Genomic DNA, 15,836 nt, shown 5'->3' on the forward strand with positions numbered 1-15,836 from the left:
GTATATCATTAACCGATAAAACGCATCTTCGTGACCTATTCCATAGAACTAAATTTCAAAATGACAAAGAACGATTTAGGCTTAATGAGCCAAATTTGTTTAATTTTTAATAGCGTCCCAATTTTAATGGGACACTAGTGAAAGCTTATAATTTGTGAACATCTCTGTTATCAGGTTGATTAGGTGGATTGACGCAGCTGTTATATCTGCAGTATCTCCAACCAGTACAACTAATTGTATGATTACTTTTCTTTTAAATTTTTAAATCTTCTTTTTATGTCCTCAATATCCCGTTTTTCAGAAAATGTTTTCTCAGAAGCTTTCAAGATCATTTTGGCATGTTGGAGGATGAATTCCCGTTGCTGTTTATTTCTTGCGAAGGTGCTTAAAGTTGTCATTGCCTCCATGAGTCTTATCATAACTGAAGGACTACCTTCACCATATTGCCGGATTTGATTAAAAGCTGCATTAAGCATCCCGGAAAAAGAGTGATTAACGGCAATTACCCTTAGTTTGCCCTTCAAGTCGTAACGGTAAGGAGAGGGAAACTCTACCCCGGTAAGATAGCACATCACAGAAGTCAAGTTATCAATACAGGCAATAGCGGTGTATGGGTCGTTCACTCCGGGAGATAATGCCCTTGCAGCAACTTCAACCATTTGATGAATTGAAAATTCAGCATCCTGCAAAGGAGTTCTGACTTTCCCGATAATGAAATGATCCTGTATCTCTTCCTGCATTTCTATATCAAATTCTTCATTGCAAAGAGCTTCGCAAAGTACCATGTCCTGAACCAAAAAGTTGCCTGGGCGCTGATGCAAAATAATTATGCAGTCTTTGTCTTGTGCGAAATTTATCAGCCCTTGCCCGTCAACAGATTGCAAATAACCACTGCTTTTGCACCGAACCTCCTTAATGAAATTATACGATTGTTTCAGAAAGCTGATATCGGGAGCCTGCTTCTCTTCTCCCTGGCCAATTCCTTCCGGAAAGAGCTTTTGGATGCTCTTTGACATAGCTGCAGAAATATCAGAGATCACTTTGTCGGACTGAATACTCATGGAAACATGATGAATAAATATAATGAGCAGGATAATTCCTGCAATAGCAGATGCAAGGGCAGCAAGAACTGAAATTGCCGGAACAAAATTAAAACTATCATTTTCCTTGAGAGAGCTCAATACGATCAGGCAGTACACAAAAGAAGAAACATAGGTTCCCAAAACCACCTGATTAAGTTTATCATACATAAAATTTCTTACCAGGCGGGAACCCAGCTGAGAAGATGCAAGCGTAAGCACCACAAGCGTAATGGAGAAAACAGTACCCGCAACACCCATCATTGCCCCGGCTATGATGGTGAGTATGCTTTTTGCAGAATCAACACTTGCCGGTAACAGATACCGTAAAACACCATCGTTAGGTAATTGGATCCGACTATCAAGGTAAATAAAACCAATGGCCGAGCCTATGGTAATTAATAGCATCAGTATGGGTATAAACCAAAAGCTTGCATTGAGTTTTTCCAATAAATATTGTGGTTTTCTCATCCTTTTCTGATTAAATTAAATTCCAAAATGCCTTGTGTAAAACATTATGGGCAATTGAGCACTAACAGAAATTATTTATTTATGCAGTCATACCACCATCAATAGGATTTATGGTTCCGGTAATGAAACTGCTTTCATCGCAGGCCAGAAATACTGCTAATTCTGCAATTTCGTCATTTGTGGCATAGCGCCCAAGTGGAATGGATTTCTCAAAATCTTCTTTCGCTGCCTTGGCTTCTCCCGGGGCAAAACCTTCTTCCAGCGAGCGCATCATTCTGTTGTCCACAGGGGAGGGATTAATTGTATTTACCCTGATTTTATAAGGTGCACCCTCCAGTGCGGCCGAACGCATCATACCTATAATGGCATGCTTACTTGTTACATACGGCAGCACATTTGCTGTTCCGGCCATTCCTGCAACCGAAGAGGTTATAATCACTGACCCACCCTTTTCCTTCATCAAAGGAAACATATGACGCAATCCATAATAAACGCCGTTTATATTCACCTCAATAATTTTATGATATACATCCAGGGGATATTCTTCCAGCGGTTTCACTTCACCTTCAATCCCGGCATTATTGAAAAATACATCAACATGTCCGAAAAGTTCCTTTGCCTTCTGGGCATAGTTCTTAACCTGGTTTTCATCCGTAACATCGGCTGCGATGTAAAATAAATCAGCTGAATTTATTTCTTCTGAAACTATCTTCAGCGCTTCTTGATCCAGGTCGGTAATTAAAACCTTTGCCCCTTCTTTAATCATTTTTTTGGCGGTAGCCTTACCTATTCCACCTGCTCCTCCTGTTATTACTACCGATTTGTTTTCAAGTCGTTTCATCGTTTTGCTTTTAAGTTTACAATATGTTAGTTAAACAGCAACCCTATTCAGGGATGCTTAAAGAATTTAAAATTATTCCGGTGTCATTTTTTCGGATGTATTAAATTTCTCAATTTCTTTCTCCAGAAAGTAACTGACCACTGTTCTGATAGCCACGGTGCTGGCTAGAATTGCAATCTCCTCAAATTCTGGATGTATTACTGTTGCTATAATATCAGCCGCAATCAGAAACTCCAACGCGAGTAACAGATAAGTAGCAAACTTATGGCGCATCGCTTCCCTCTCACGGTATATTGACTTCTGTTTCACCCTGCTGAACTCCAGCTTCAACAACCTGTAAACGGTTAATACTACTCCCCATACAATTATTGCTACACCAAAGCTGCCAATGACAATGTACAGATACTCAAAAATTGTTTTAAGATGAGTTATCATAGTAAGTTTTAATAACCAGCTTTCTCAATCCAATACAGTAACAGCACTATAATGACAACTGCAGGCACAACCACCACCCAATCGTTCACCTTTAACAGACGCGGAAGGGTAATATTGCCGAAATCTCCTTTTTTCAAGATACCATCTTTTAGTTTGGGGTACATAACAGCAAAAATCCAGGTGCCCAGAATTATACCGGCCAGTCCACCAACTATGGCATCCAGATACCCGTTTCCAATGGCACCGGCAATAGTTCCGGGGCAATAGCCAAGCACGGCAAAACCCACCCCAAAAATAAGGGCGCCAAGCACATTTTTGCCCACAGAGCCACTCTTCAGCGACAGCCTGATCCAGCCCAGCGATTTCATAAAATATACCCCAATCATACCTACAACAACTGCCGAAAGCATAATTTGCAAAACTGTAAAGTCGGTGAGCAGCAATTGGCCTACAATCACATCGTATTTGGTAGCTCCGCCCTTATGCAGCAGAAAGCCGAACAGGATACCAAAACCTAAACCAAAGAATAAGGGTCTTCTATCTTCAACTTCTGCTATTTCCTTTGCCTCTTGGGTTGTTTCTGAAACTTGCATTTTTGAATTCATAATAACCTGGTTTGAGTTATGCAATTACATAATAAATGATATGGGCAGCGATAATTCCGCCTACAAAAAAGAAGATGGCCGAAACCCGACTCGAAACGGCAAGTTGGAGTGTGCCACTAATACCGTGCCCACTGGTGCATCCACCGGCAAAGCGCGCACCGAAGCCTAGAATAGCACCCCCGGCCACAGCAACAAGGACCCTTAGGACTGCGCTATCGCCAAAAGCAGAATCCCAGAGAGATGGCACCCACACACCCACCTGAAAATCGCCTGAGATGATGGCTGACAAGAATGACCCTAAAACAACCCCTATAACCAGCATCCACTGCCAGTTTAACTTGAGTTTAATCTTTTTATAGTAGGGCCTTTGATCTGCTTTTCCTCCTGTAATAATATTTTCAAGCATACCCCCGGTACGGGCAAAAGTGGTGGAAGTGGCAATGGGTTTGCCCGATATTAAAAAACTTAGCCAGCTCAAAATCCCAATGCCTGCGCCAACTACATAGGGCGACCAGTAGGTATCTGAAAGAACCGAAGTAAGTGTTTCCATATTTTATTGTTTGAAATGTGTTTTCACTTCATCTATCATTGAATAAAACCTTGAGCCGTGTGGAACCTGACAAACATTGCACTGTTTGGTATATCCGGCTGCGCTATATCCAGTCACGCCTCCCGCAACATTGTAAAGGTTGGTAAACCCGTGTTGCCCCAAAATACTCACTCCCAAGCTACTTCGATTCCCCGAACTGCAAATCAGAATAATGGCATCCTCCTTTTTTAGTTCAGTGTGCTTTTCACGCAAATCGGCCACAGGAATATTAATGGCACCTTCAATATGGCTGTCTTCAAACTCCTGTGAGGCTCTCACATCGAGTAATACAAATTTTGACGAGCCATTCATTTTATCGTGCAAATCTTCCGCTGAAATTACGGTAATATGGTTGGTTATATATCCTTTTACTGCCCACCCAGCCATACCGCCATCCAGATAACCCACTACACGATCCTGACCAACATGCCTGAGCCAGACATTGGTTTCTTCAGCTTCTTCAAAACTGTCTGATACCACCAGCAAGTCTTTTTTAAGTGGCAGAACCCATCCGGCAAATGTGGGCAGGTTACCATTGATGTCGAGGCTCCACGAACCGGGAATATGCTGGCTGCCAAAGGCAAGGTAGCTGCGGGTATCAACAATCGCAATTTTTTCTTTATCAATCATTTCTTTGAAGGCTTCCGCATTAAGCTCTTTCATGCGGGGTAGCTCTGAAACCAGTACAGGCCCTCTTCTGTTAATTTCGCTGCAACGGCTGAAGTGGTCAGGGGCAACGGGCATATCTGTTGTAAGCGACCTGATGAACTCCTCCTTATCCCTGATTTGCAATACTTCGTTGTATTTTCTTTCATATCCGATGGTTGAGCGCCATTTAGCACCCATTGCCCTTCCGCAAAGGGACCCGGCACCATGAGCAGGCAGTACTTCGCAGAAGTCGGGAAGTTTTAAAATCTTATCAAACAGGCTGTGGTACAATTTACCGGCAAGTTCTTCGGCCATATCGGGGAAAAGGTCGGGACGCCCTACATCGCCAACAAACAGGGTGTCGCCCACAAAGGCACATACAGGGTCTTCGCCGCGAGTTGTATCTACCACCACAAAGCACAGATGCTCAGGCGTGTGGCCGGGAGTTTCCAGCACTTTAATAACGATGTCTTCTATCTCTATGGTGTCACCCTCGCTTAACGCCACATGATCAAAAGAGCATTTGGCCGATTTGGCCACATAGATTTTAGCCCCTGTTTTCTCTGCGAGGTCCATATGCCCCGAAACAAAATCGGCGTGCAGATGGGTTTGCAGGATATGGGTGATTACTACTCCCAGCGAACGCGCCTCATCTATGTAAACATCAATGTCGCGTTGTGGGTCAATAACTGCACAAACATCTGATCCGGCCAGAATGTATGAACTGTGCGCAATCTTGTTGATAAAAAAATGTTTAATCAGCATAGTATTTGTTTTTACAGGTTATTATAATATTTTGTTTGATTAGATGATAAAAAAATAGAATAGTGAAACTGTAATTGTCAGGAAAAGGATGGTCATTCCACTACCGGCTTTTAAATAATCAGCATTGCGATACCCACCCGACGACATGAGAAAAGCGTTCACCTGATGTGTGGGCAGTATAAATGAGTTTGCTGCACAAACAGCTGCCATAAGTACAAGTGGTCTTGGGTCCATTTTAGCAATACCTGCCATACCTATAACCAGTGGCGCCAGCACTACGATTGCTCCTACATTCGACATAAACAATGAAAAAACAGTTGACAACACCCCAACCATCAGTACGATGAAAGCAGGGTGTAAATCAATAACTACACTCATGATTGATTCGGCAAGGAACATGGCAGCGCCGGTTTTTTGCATGGCCACACCCAATGGAATTAATCCTGCCAGCAGAAACACCACTTTCCATTCAATAGCCTCATAAGCTTCTCCGATTTTCAGTACACGTGTAAGAACCAAACAAAGTGCTCCGGTAAGAAAAGCCATTGAAATAGGAAAGCCAACCATTGCAAGGGTAATGGCAAAAACAAAGCAGCCAACTGCCTGCCATGTCTTCGACTTATCCTTTTTATCCACATTAAAGCCGGTGAGCACAACAAAATCAGCACTTTCTTTCATTTCTTTAATTTTGACCCAACTGCCGTAAACAATGAGGGTGTCGCCAGCACTGATTTCCACATCCGAAAAATCTCCTTCCACTCTTTCGCCATTGTTGAATAGTATAAGTGGCTCAACTGCGTAGCGCTTTCTTAAAGAATATTCTCTTATGCATTTCCCGGCGAGTTCTGAACCCGGAGGAATAATTACTTCGGCAAAACCGCTAACATCGGGGTTCAAATCATCAGAGAAAAAGCGAGACGCTGAGAGATCTTCAAGCTGAAAGTCTTTTGAAAACTGCTCAATTTTCTCGTCAGAACCCAAAACAGCAAGCGTCTGCCCATTCTCAAATTTGGTTTCACGCCAGGGAGCGTAAACCACATCATCCCCCTTTCCTACACCTAACAGATTGACATGATAGGTTTTCCAAACACCTGACTCCTCTGTTGTTTTTCCAGCAAGTGAGCTTCTACTCGTTATGCTTAGCAGCTTGATGTTGTGTGGTAGATCAAGTTTCTCAACCAGCTTTTCCTGCTCTGTTTTCTCTTTTTCGTCAACTTTTTTCTTAGGTAAAATTTTACTTCCGAACAGCAAAAAATAACCAATGCCTGAGAACAACAGTGCAATTCCAATAGGAGTTACGCTAAATAAGTTGTATGCTTCATGGCCTTCATTTCTTAACAGGTCATTTACCAAGATAAGCGGCCCCGAGCCAACCATGGTAAGTGTTCCACCTAGTATGGCTGCAAAACCAATCGGCATAATAAGCGATGATGCGGGAATCTTCGTACGCCGCGAAACTTGCATAATTCCGGGCAGAAAGAGTGCAGCTGCGCCAATATTTTGAATTAAACCCGACAAAATACCCGCTGAGATAGAAAGCAAACCGACAAGGTTACGTTTGCGATTGCCGGCCTTGCTGATAATAAATTTTGAAAATTTGTCCATAATACCTGTGCGGGCAATGCCCCGTCCCAGAATCATCACGCTTAGCATGGCAATGACGGCATTACTTGAAAACCCCGAAAACATTTCCTGCGGATTTAAAATTCCGGTCCACCCCAACGCCAGCATACAGCCAATGGCAACAATATCAATGCGGACTACATCTAGTACCAGCATTACTACTGTTACACTCAGGATGATCAAAACTATAATAATACCTGAATCCATTATTTTTGTTAGTTCTGAGAATCAAATTAACTGCATTGCCCAGGCACGCGCCAGATAATTATGAAAATTACAATACTAGGTAAACAAGCACCGCCTAATTTTCAAAGCTCTTTAACCTGACAATAGCTCTCCATATAAATCGTTCACAAATGCTGTTTTCATTCAGGCTTTTTAAAATGCGCTTTAGCCTCTTCTTCCATTTTGGCAAGCCTGGTATAATAATCAGGAAACTCCTTTAAATGAGCCCATGCTATTTCTCCGGTCAATTTCCCGTCATTATTGGTGACATTGGTTTGCGGATCTTTTGATCCATGCTCAAGTTCAACATTTAGCCCTCTTGTAAACTCGCTCAGATTAATTTCCTTCCAGTTGACATGGAGATCTTTCCCTATTCGCTTAGCATCGTTTTGATTAAATGTTTTCATAGTATTCAAATTTGATAGTCAGATTATTTTTTCGTTCTGCTTTTTCGTTCAAAACCCGCTCTGTTGAAAGGATTGCAAAACTTTCACGGCAACCAATCCTGAGAAACGCCAGATTTTATTTTTTTCAGGACTAATACGTTACAAAAATGATTATATCTGATCTGTAAAGCGTTACATAATTTTGAGCTTTATTTACATAATTCTTACATTTATAATAAAATAGTTTTGGGATTTGCGTGCTACTTCCTATTAAGATTTACCGAATCTGTTGTATATCAGAATACAGGAATAACCATCAAAAACCCAATGTTGTGTACACGAAGTGAGTGATGCTTAACTTGTTCCGATAATCTGTAAGCACGCATAACAGGGATTAACCCGCCTGCAAAGGCATTAGCAACAATTGGGTGGACAGGGAATTAAGATTTTCGAAGTTAGGAGGGCACTTCTGAAATCGCTGTTCGTTAACTTAGCGAAATGAGTGCGAATAAAAACAAAGAGAATTGTTGATGGGATAATATAATGAATGCTTTATTTGTAGTCAGGAATATTCTGACCTAAAACGATATCCCTGGTTCCAACCAAAACATCTCCTTTCTTGCTCCAAGTTAGCAGTCCTGATGTACCTCCTCTGGGTGAGTGGGGGTTAATTTCTTCGTTTGATAGCAGGCTATCTCCTTCAAAATAGTAATCACTGAGCCAGTAATATTTTCCATCCGGCTCAAGAATCGTAGCATGGATATGGGCAGGTTCAGACATGTCGGGGTATGGAACAGGTTTCAGGGTTTAAAACGCATAGTATCCATTTTCATCCGTTTTGACCCAGCCCCTGTTATAACCGTGCCTTCTACACCAGCCTTTTGCATCTTCTTCCTGAGCATAATATCCTTCCAGATTTGTGTGATATGCATAAAGAATGACATTTTCAGCAGGAGTTTTTCCATCGTTCAGGTAAATTGTTCCTTCAACTTTTATTTTAATCCCTCGCTTGTGAAAGTCGGGTAAAGTATCTGTAGTTGTTAACTTCCTGTCACCATATTCAAAAATTGCTTCACAGCCCTCGCAGCCGCCAACCAGCCTACGGGCATCTTGATTTTGAGAATTCGCACACGAAGACATTAAAAACGTTACAAGTATTGCTGTTAATATTCGTTTCATTTCTCTTAAATTTAATGCGTCGTTAATAAAACTAACTAATCTAATTTAAGTTCGATTAACCAGGGAGAGTATGCTGGTGATATCTGATATCTCAGAAGGTTTGCCTTGAAACCATAATCAATGTGGAAAAAGTTTCCGGGCCAGGATGAACTAAATGAGTATATTTCTCTACATCTTTCTTTCTATTGCCCAGTCACCAGGGAAAAAAAATGGATCACACGATATTAAATCATGCGATCCATTAATAGGCTCCGGATAGATATTTCTACAAAATTCTCTCTTTATTTAAATCCTCTCACTGCTCCAGCTATAATGCTGATAATGAGTAATGCAAGGAAGATAAAAAATAGAATTTTAGCAATTGATGCCGCTCCGGCGGCTATACCACCAAAACCGAATAATGCTGCAATCAATGCAATCACCAGAAAAGTTATAATCCATCGTAACATAATTCATTGGTTTTAAGTTAAAAAAATGGTTTCATTCACCCAGCCTGAAGATTGTTTTCAGTTAAGCCGGGTAAATCACCTGAAATACAACATTTGAACCAAAATGAAAATCTTAATTCCCGAAAGCTATGTTATAAACAGAGAATTATTATTAAAATTCTGACCCAACCTGATATCCGGATAAGAACAATTTCGTGATTTTCATTGTGTTGTCTGTAATTACACATTACATATTTATTTGAACTTTCAGCTGAGGTCATTTTTGCCTTGAGAATGCATATAAATTGAAGTAACCTGAGACTGACAGGTTCAGCACGAGCGCTTAATAGTGCCTCGTAATGTCGAGATGAATTGGTTCGGGCCATTGAATTACTGGCATCTTATTTGAATCTCCCGGCGAAAAGATTGAATGGCTATGAAGGAAAATCTCAGGCAGGTGTTAAGATTATTAAAGCTTGCAGCAAGAAAATACAGGAAGGATAATCCGGTACAGCTGGCAGGTACTACAGCGTTCTTTGCTGTTTTTGCAATGGCTCCTTTAATAATTATTATAGTGTCAGTTGCAGGGCTTTTACTCGGGCAGGAACAAATTCAGGCAAAACTTTTTGATGAAATAAATAGCTTTTTAGGGAATCAAAGCACTGAGTATATCCAGAGTATTGTTGAAAATTTCCAGAACAAACGAACTAATATTATTGCGACCATTGTCGGATTTGTCATCTTCATTTTTATATCTACCACTTTTTTCACCGTGCTTCAAAAGTCGCTCAATGATATTTGGGGCATACGTGCAAAACCAAAACACAATTTTCTAAAAACTCTCTACGACAGGCTTATATCTTTCGGGCTGATACTGAGCCTGGGTTTCATTATGCTGGTGTCGCTAATTATTGATGCGGCTTTATCGCTGTTTCAGGATTTTATGCACGATCGCTTCCCCGACTTCACCATTTTGTTAATTGAGGCGGGTAATTTTATTCTGTCCTTTGGCATTATTTGGGTAATTTTTGCGATGATCTATCGCTTTTTGCCTGATGTTCATATTAAATGGAGGGTAACCTGGATTGGGGCATTGATAACAACGTTTTTGTTTATAATTGGAAAGGCCCTGATCAGTTTCGGCATTGGTAGTACGAATATCAGTTCAATATATGGAGCCGCCGGATCATTGGTGGTGATTCTGTTATGGGTGTTTTATTCTTCGCTGATATTCTTCTTTGGTGCGGAAATTACCCAACAATATGCGGAAATGTATTCACATACTATAAAGCCTAAAGATTTTGCGGTCAGAGTTGAAATTAATGAGGTGAGCAGTGAATAAAAGGCAAAGTGGATGGCGGTATCAATTCAGAAACAAAAAACTTTTGTATTACTAATCCGTTAATACATTACATTCAATTGGGTAAACATTTAAAAATAAATTATTATGAGAATCGCAGGAATTATTATTCTGATTTTAGGAATTGTTGGAACTCTTGTTTTTGGTATTCAGGCCATTAATGATTCGGAGTCATTTAGCATCCTTGGTTTAGATATTGCTGTAAGTTCGGCAAACTGGACTCCTGTTATAATCAGTGTTATACTGTTAATTATTGGCCTGGTTATGATGCGTTCAAAGAAGTCTTAGTTACTCAAAGGCTAATCAATGATGGCCAGAACGACTTTTTCCTCAAAATCAAACGCTTCCGGTTTATCTTCCAGCTTATACCTTTTCGGTGAAAATCGAATATTATCCAGGGCATCCAGCACCTCAGGATGTATATAGTATTTTTCGCAAACACTCACGGTGTTGTTTAAAACTCCAGCAACCTCTTTAACAATTGCCTTTCGAAGTTTCAGGCGGGGATTTTCTTCTACCCGCAATTTTGCATGTGGGAACCTCTTAATCGCTGTTACCGTACTTCCCCATGTCCTGAAGTTTTTGCTCGTAAACATGTAATATTAAACTGCTTTTACATTGTTTCATTTTCTTAGTTTTTGTCTATTACATTGATCCACTCAACATCATATTAAGTGCGGGAGAATAAACTAAAAATCCAGCATTTTCTGAACACATCAGAAGTCTCGCTAACATCATCAACGGCAATTTATTGAGTGACGATAACAGCGTGACTTTTGGGTCTCATTTTATAGCCATAGCGTTTGGTATATACCCATGTAAACTCGGCTCCAAAAAACAGGATCAGACAACTATACGTTACCCACGACAAAATAATTATTACCGAACCAGCGGCTCCGTAAACATTTCCCGGACTTGAATACCCAAAATAAAAACTGAGTATTTCCTTGCCCATTGCAAACAGTATCGCCGTAATAAATGCTCCAACCCATACGCTTCTCCAGGCTATTTTCATATCGGGCAAATACTTAAATATCAGGGCAAACAATACTGTGACTACAGCCACGGAAATCAAGAATTCGCCAATTAACACAAAATATACAGCTACATCAGGAAGCCAGTTGGCCAGATAGCCTTGCATTGCTGTAAGGATAGAGGATATAACAAAACTTACAAGCAACAAAAATCCTATGATCAATACAAAGCCAAAACTTTTGGTTCGATCAATAAGGTATCTCAAAATTCCGCTTTTGGGATCAGATTTAACATCCCAGATACGGTTAATGGAAATCTGAAGGTGATAAAAAACACCTGTTGCTCCAAATATAAGTCCGGCAATCCCAATAACTGCTGACAACCAATTTGTTTGGGACTCACTCGCCTTTTTAAAAATTCCCTCGATAGATTCTGCTGTAGAAGCCCCCATAGCCGATTCTATCTGGCCATACACTTCTCCTTCAACTATTTCGGCTCCCCAAAAATAGTTTAGCATGGTGAATATGATCACCAGAAGTCCGGGTAGTGACAACAGGGCGTAATATGCAACAACCGCACTCATACGAAAGGGATCATCTTTGTTCCAGTTAATTGCAGTTTCTTTTATCAGAGAAGGTAAGTGTTTAAACCGGAAACGAGATTTAGTAGTGTTTTTTTCAGTAGTCATAAAATGCAGTTTATTTTATCAACTCCTAAAAGTGTTCCAAATGTAATCGTGCTTTTTTGCCTGAAAGGATTTTGTGTGCACAATGTGTTCTAAGTAATCAACGAACCGTTTCCTGTGCGATCACAAAAATTGATAATAACTAACAAAGTTAAGTCAGGGTAATTTGCTCAACTTGCATAATGCTAATTCATTAAAGAATAGAAAGAGTCACTATTGAACAGGATTCTCTGTAGTGGATTCAAATTCCATTTTATCGGGTCAACACCTGCACAATGCTATACCTATAGCAAAAACAACATAAGTATCATCGGCGAGTACTCATTTCAAAAAAACAATGTTTTCTTGCACATTTGGATATTTGTCATCCGTACTTGGGGATTATTAGCCACAGTTGTATAGTAAAATCACTACACCGGGAGAAGTTCAAAGTTCCATGTCTAAAGACGCTAGAAACTAGAAACAAGAGACAAGTGACTCGTTCTGAATTTGCTTTCCCAATTGTTAAACCAAATATTTTCCATGCTGTATTTTAATAAGCATTCTATTAACGTGGGGGTGATAAGCTTTGTTTCCAATTTTGGTTCTCATCACCAACCATTGAAAACGCCATACAAACCCAAAACTGTTTCAACTACATCCTCTATCTAACCTGGTATTTATCTGTGGAATGAATAGGATGGATAGTTGTTAAACATTCTGATTACAAATGTGTTCTGTCTAAAGTTATAGATGTTATATTCGACTTACTTCTTATCGGAAACCAGCATACTTACAGGCAGGCACAATAATTCCCTAAGTTTATGATGAAAAAACCCATTTCACTCCTATTATTAAACTCCCTATCACTGCTTTTTGCACTGATTATGAACGGCCTTTCAGGTGCTGCTGTTTTTGATGGAAAAACCGTTGGAGCTGTTAGTAAGCAATACAACACGCTGATTGCGCCGGATGGTTATGCATTCGCCATCTGGGGTCTGATATATTTGTTCCTGATAATGTTTGTTTGTTATCAATGGTACAGCTACTACATATTAAAACAAGAATCAGAAATCAAACAAACTGGTCTCTGGCTCTCCGTTGCAAATATTGCCAATGGTTTATGGATCGTAGCCTGGTTAAATGAAGCAATAGGAATTTCAGTGCTTTTGATTTTCATGTTGTTGGTTTCATTGATTGTATTGACCGTGCGTCTTCGTCTTGAAATATGGGATGCACCTAAACGGACAATCATCTTCATCTGGTGGCCCGCTGCACTTTACCTGGGATGGATTATTGTGGCTTCTGTTTCCAATGTGGCTGCGTTTCTGGTAAGTTTAAACTGGCAGGGTGGTTTTCTGAGTGAAAGCATGTGGACGATCATTATGATTGGCATCGCATCCATAATTTATCTGTGGCTGGTGTTTTCACGAAACCTCAGGGAATCGGCCGTGGTAGGTATTTGGGCATTCATAGCCATTGCTGTCCGTCATTGGAATGTTTATTCGGATATAGCCATTGCAGCACTTATTGGCGCAGGAATATTAATGTTGGTTGTTTTGTGGCATGCATTCAAAAACAGAAAGCACTCTCCGTTTTTACCATCTTGATATAAGTCTGTTTTTGCTTTCTGTTAAAAATTCGTGATTTAAGACAGATGCTTCAAATTCTGCCAAAATGAAATGGTTCAATCAATCGCCTTATCAGATTTGTTTAATAGATGATAATATTGGTCAATGAAGAGATGCAATCTGAAACCAAATTGCAGGAATAGTATTTGAATTCTCTGAGGTGGGTTCTGAAATCGTGCGTATGAAAAGTGAAATAGTAAATGAACGGAAAAGACTGCTCAGATCGGTAGAACAAGTTCTTGAAGGGCCGATGGTTCTCCTGGGATTTGTTTGGCTTGTGCTGCTTGTGGTTGAGTTGATCTGGGGAATCAACAAGATGCTTGAATATATAAGCTATGGTATCTGGGGTATCTTTATCATTGATTTCATTATAAAGATTTCACTAGCCCCTGAAAAACGCTCATTTCTTAAAAAAAACTGGCTAACAGCCATTTCACTGTTTATTCCTGCATTGCGTGTATTTCGGGTTCTTCGCTTTGTCAGACTTTTACGCGGCCTGCGGGGGATAAGGCTTGTGCGGATCGTATCGTCGCTTAACAGAAGCCTGCGCAGCCTTGGCAAAACCATGCAGCGGCGTGCCTTTGGCTATGTCATGATTACTACTTTGATTGTAATCCTTGCCGGAGCCGCCGGAATGTATGCTTTTGAAAATCCGACCCCTGGCTTTACCAATTATTGGCTTGCACTCTATTGGACCGCAATGCGGGTGATAACGGCCGGCAACGAATTTAATCCCATAACGCCTGAAGGACGCGGATTAGGCTTTTTAATTGCCGTTTTCGGATTTAGCATTTTTGGATATTTCACTGCTACTTTTGCCACCTATTTCATCGGGCGTGATGCCGAGGAAAAAGACGCCCCGATTGCCGGATCGAAGGAAATAGAGGAATTGAAATCAGAAATCATTGCTCTTCGTACAATCATTGAAAAACAGAGCAAAGATTAGGCGATTGGTAAGATTTGTTGATGTTACCACCGTATGGCAGTTATGTATTATTCTTCAACGATTCTTATGAGCCTGTAAATGCTGTCCCGAATATTCCAACAGCCAGTTCAGCCCAAACTAGCAAAAAGGCAAGCAAAATTACTCCACAAATCAGAACCCTGTGTTTAACGCGATGTACTTTTCTCATCACAAGTTCACAGAGCAAGCCGGTTCCGAACAACAGAACGCCCATGATTATAAAGTCATTAGCTTCCCAATTTACTTCGGTGGTAAATTGCATTGCAATGAATGGAATGAGCAACAGAATCGCTGCTACAGTCAGAATGATGATCAGTCTTTTGTTTTTCACGGGCTTCAGGTTTACAGTATTAACTGTTTCAGAGGTCCTTTATTGCAGTTTAAAAGATAGGATTTATGGTAAGCTTATGCTCTCATATCAACCAAACGCTAAAGGGGCAGCCAACTCGATTGGCCACTTACATTTTGTCAGATCCCTAATGTGATCAGGTGTTTTACCTTCTGATAAGTCAAAGTGGCTATTATGCACTTTTTCAATTCCTCAATAGAGCTTTTGGTCTAACTGAAACACGAGAGCCCGGTTTCCCTCGTATTGAAATTTAGGGCCGAATACATTTCTAAACGTTTCAACCAGGCGGCTCGAACACTGGAAATACATTGCATATTGCTTCAGCGCTTTTTCTTTCCAGTCCATTCGCAGGTTACTTCCGTATTTGGTTACAAAACCGGGTTCGCCCCATTTCAATGTTTCTTCGAGTTGGTCAATGCTTTCTGTTTCCTCGGCCGTTTCTATCACCAATTCTATTAAAACTTGCATTTTACTGCGAACCGTGTCAGGATAGTTTGCAAGAACCGCATTGAATTTTGGATTTGTTTTCAATACTAAATTTCCCATTGCCTACTCTTTTACAGCCAAATAAAAATCAACTTCTGCAGCCGGTTTTCTTCACCACTGAACCGCCACTTGC

The 15,836-nt window shown here is 40.5% G+C and carries 17 protein-coding genes and 2 pseudogenes; 5 read left to right on the forward strand and 14 right to left on the reverse strand.

Annotation, left to right across the window (positions count from 1 at the left end):
* A partial coding sequence (locus IH597_02655; protein MBE0661344.1) for an IS4 family transposase occupies window positions 1–110 on the forward strand: 110 nt, incomplete at its 5' end.
* Window positions 111–242: 132 nt separating this feature from the next.
* Here the strand turns inward: IH597_02655 and IH597_02660 are convergent.
* From IH597_02660 to IH597_02705, 10 genes and pseudogenes are all read right to left on the reverse strand, one after another.
* Window positions 243–1,550, reverse strand: a complete 1,308-nt coding sequence (locus IH597_02660) for a DUF2254 domain-containing protein (protein MBE0661345.1) — start codon at window positions 1,548–1,550, stop codon at window positions 243–245.
* 79 nt (window positions 1,551–1,629) lie between these two features.
* Window positions 1,630–2,391, reverse strand: a complete 762-nt coding sequence (locus IH597_02665; protein ID MBE0661346.1) for an SDR family oxidoreductase — start codon at window positions 2,389–2,391, stop codon at window positions 1,630–1,632.
* Window positions 2,392–2,463: 72 nt separating this feature from the next.
* The gene (locus tag IH597_02670; GenBank protein MBE0661347.1) at window positions 2,464–2,826 is read right to left on the reverse strand and encodes a DUF1622 domain-containing protein; all 363 of its coding nucleotides are present in this window, start codon (window positions 2,824–2,826) and stop codon (window positions 2,464–2,466) included.
* Window positions 2,827–2,834: 8 nt separating this feature from the next.
* On the reverse strand, window positions 2,835–3,419 hold the full coding sequence (locus IH597_02675) for a YeeE/YedE family protein (GenBank protein ID MBE0661348.1): 585 nt from the start codon (window positions 3,417–3,419) through the stop codon (window positions 2,835–2,837).
* Window positions 3,420–3,447: 28 nt separating this feature from the next.
* Window positions 3,448–3,981 (reverse strand): YeeE/YedE family protein, encoded by a 534-nt coding sequence (locus IH597_02680; protein ID MBE0661349.1) that lies wholly within the window; start codon window positions 3,979–3,981, stop codon window positions 3,448–3,450.
* 3 nt (window positions 3,982–3,984) lie between these two features.
* Window positions 3,985–5,433, reverse strand: a complete 1,449-nt coding sequence (locus tag IH597_02685) for an MBL fold metallo-hydrolase (protein MBE0661350.1) — start codon at window positions 5,431–5,433, stop codon at window positions 3,985–3,987.
* A gap of 39 nt (window positions 5,434–5,472) precedes the next feature.
* Window positions 5,473–7,263, reverse strand: coding sequence for an anion permease (locus IH597_02690; protein MBE0661351.1), 1,791 nt, complete (start codon window positions 7,261–7,263; stop codon window positions 5,473–5,475).
* A gap of 158 nt (window positions 7,264–7,421) precedes the next feature.
* A complete protein-coding gene (locus IH597_02695; GenBank protein MBE0661352.1) occupies window positions 7,422–7,688 on the reverse strand; it encodes a hypothetical protein in 267 nt (88 codons plus the stop codon).
* 531 nt (window positions 7,689–8,219) lie between these two features.
* Window positions 8,220–8,846: pseudogene (locus IH597_02700) on the reverse strand (intradiol ring-cleavage dioxygenase).
* Between the two features lie 281 nt (window positions 8,847–9,127).
* Window positions 9,128–9,295, reverse strand: coding sequence for a DUF1328 domain-containing protein (locus IH597_02705; protein ID MBE0661353.1), 168 nt, complete (start codon window positions 9,293–9,295; stop codon window positions 9,128–9,130).
* Window positions 9,296–9,710: 415 nt separating this feature from the next.
* Between IH597_02705 and IH597_02710 the strand changes: the two genes are divergently transcribed.
* Complete coding sequence (locus IH597_02710) at window positions 9,711–10,616, forward strand: YihY/virulence factor BrkB family protein (protein MBE0661354.1); 906 nt, start codon at window positions 9,711–9,713, stop codon at window positions 10,614–10,616.
* A 105-nt stretch (window positions 10,617–10,721) separates the two neighbouring features.
* A complete protein-coding gene (locus tag IH597_02715; protein MBE0661355.1) occupies window positions 10,722–10,922 on the forward strand; it encodes a hypothetical protein in 201 nt (66 codons plus the stop codon).
* Between the two features lie 11 nt (window positions 10,923–10,933).
* Here IH597_02715 and IH597_02720 read toward each other — a convergent pair whose 3' ends face one another.
* Both IH597_02720 and IH597_02725 read right to left on the reverse strand, forming a co-directional pair.
* The gene (locus tag IH597_02720) at window positions 10,934–11,230 is read right to left on the reverse strand and encodes a hypothetical protein (GenBank protein MBE0661356.1); all 297 of its coding nucleotides are present in this window, start codon (window positions 11,228–11,230) and stop codon (window positions 10,934–10,936) included.
* 152 nt (window positions 11,231–11,382) lie between these two features.
* Window positions 11,383–12,297 carry a YihY/virulence factor BrkB family protein gene (locus IH597_02725; protein ID MBE0661357.1) on the reverse strand — a complete coding sequence of 305 codons (915 nt, stop codon included), beginning with the start codon at window positions 12,295–12,297 and terminating at the stop codon, window positions 11,383–11,385.
* 803 nt (window positions 12,298–13,100) lie between these two features.
* On the opposite strand from IH597_02725, the gene IH597_02730 reads away from it, so the two are divergent.
* Together IH597_02730 and IH597_02735 are read left to right on the forward strand one after the other, a co-directional pair.
* Entirely contained in the window at window positions 13,101–13,883 is a 783-nt protein-coding gene (locus tag IH597_02730) for a hypothetical protein (protein MBE0661358.1), read from the forward strand.
* A gap of 202 nt (window positions 13,884–14,085) precedes the next feature.
* Window positions 14,086–14,850: a potassium channel family protein gene (locus tag IH597_02735; GenBank protein MBE0661359.1), complete on the forward strand. Its 765-nt coding sequence runs from the start codon at window positions 14,086–14,088 to the stop codon at window positions 14,848–14,850.
* Window positions 14,851–14,914: 64 nt separating this feature from the next.
* Here IH597_02735 and IH597_02740 read toward each other — a convergent pair whose 3' ends face one another.
* Window positions 14,915–15,199: a hypothetical protein gene (locus IH597_02740; GenBank protein MBE0661360.1), complete on the reverse strand. Its 285-nt coding sequence runs from the start codon at window positions 15,197–15,199 to the stop codon at window positions 14,915–14,917.
* A 137-nt stretch (window positions 15,200–15,336) separates the two neighbouring features.
* Window positions 15,337–15,763, reverse strand: a pseudogene (locus tag IH597_02745) (DUF1801 domain-containing protein).
* Window positions 15,764–15,836: the final 73 nt, after the last annotated feature.

The sequence above is a fragment of the Bacteroidales bacterium genome, assembly GCA_014860575.1.
Classification (GTDB): domain Bacteria; phylum Bacteroidota; class Bacteroidia; order Bacteroidales; family JAAYJT01; genus JAAYJT01.

Excerpts from the sequence above, each read along its gene's own strand:
- IH597_02725 (MBE0661357.1), bottom strand. The coding sequence starts at position 12,297 with ATGACTACTGAAAAAAACACTACTAAATCTCGTTTCCGGTTTAAACAC.
- IH597_02675 (MBE0661348.1), bottom strand. The coding sequence starts at position 3,419 with ATGCAAGTTTCAGAAACAACCCAAGAGGCAAAGGAAATAGCAGAAGTT.
- IH597_02715 (MBE0661355.1), top strand. The coding sequence starts at position 10,722 with ATGAGAATCGCAGGAATTATTATTCTGATTTTAGGAATTGTTGGAACT.
- IH597_02660 (MBE0661345.1), bottom strand. The coding sequence starts at position 1,550 with ATGAGAAAACCACAATATTTATTGGAAAAACTCAATGCAAGCTTTTGG.
- IH597_02665 (MBE0661346.1), bottom strand. The coding sequence starts at position 2,391 with ATGAAACGACTTGAAAACAAATCGGTAGTAATAACAGGAGGAGCAGGT.
- IH597_02670 (MBE0661347.1), bottom strand. The coding sequence starts at position 2,826 with ATGATAACTCATCTTAAAACAATTTTTGAGTATCTGTACATTGTCATT.
- IH597_02690 (MBE0661351.1), bottom strand. The coding sequence starts at position 7,263 with ATGGATTCAGGTATTATTATAGTTTTGATCATCCTGAGTGTAACAGTA.
- IH597_02735 (MBE0661359.1), top strand. The coding sequence starts at position 14,086 with ATGAAAAGTGAAATAGTAAATGAACGGAAAAGACTGCTCAGATCGGTA.
- IH597_02730 (MBE0661358.1), top strand. The coding sequence starts at position 13,101 with ATGAAAAAACCCATTTCACTCCTATTATTAAACTCCCTATCACTGCTT.
- IH597_02695 (MBE0661352.1), bottom strand. The coding sequence starts at position 7,688 with ATGAAAACATTTAATCAAAACGATGCTAAGCGAATAGGGAAAGATCTC.
- IH597_02705 (MBE0661353.1), bottom strand. The coding sequence starts at position 9,295 with ATGTTACGATGGATTATAACTTTTCTGGTGATTGCATTGATTGCAGCA.
- IH597_02685 (MBE0661350.1), bottom strand. The coding sequence starts at position 5,433 with ATGCTGATTAAACATTTTTTTATCAACAAGATTGCGCACAGTTCATAC.
- IH597_02720 (MBE0661356.1), bottom strand. The coding sequence starts at position 11,230 with ATGTTTACGAGCAAAAACTTCAGGACATGGGGAAGTACGGTAACAGCG.
- IH597_02680 (MBE0661349.1), bottom strand. The coding sequence starts at position 3,981 with ATGGAAACACTTACTTCGGTTCTTTCAGATACCTACTGGTCGCCCTAT.
- IH597_02710 (MBE0661354.1), top strand. The coding sequence starts at position 9,711 with ATGAAGGAAAATCTCAGGCAGGTGTTAAGATTATTAAAGCTTGCAGCA.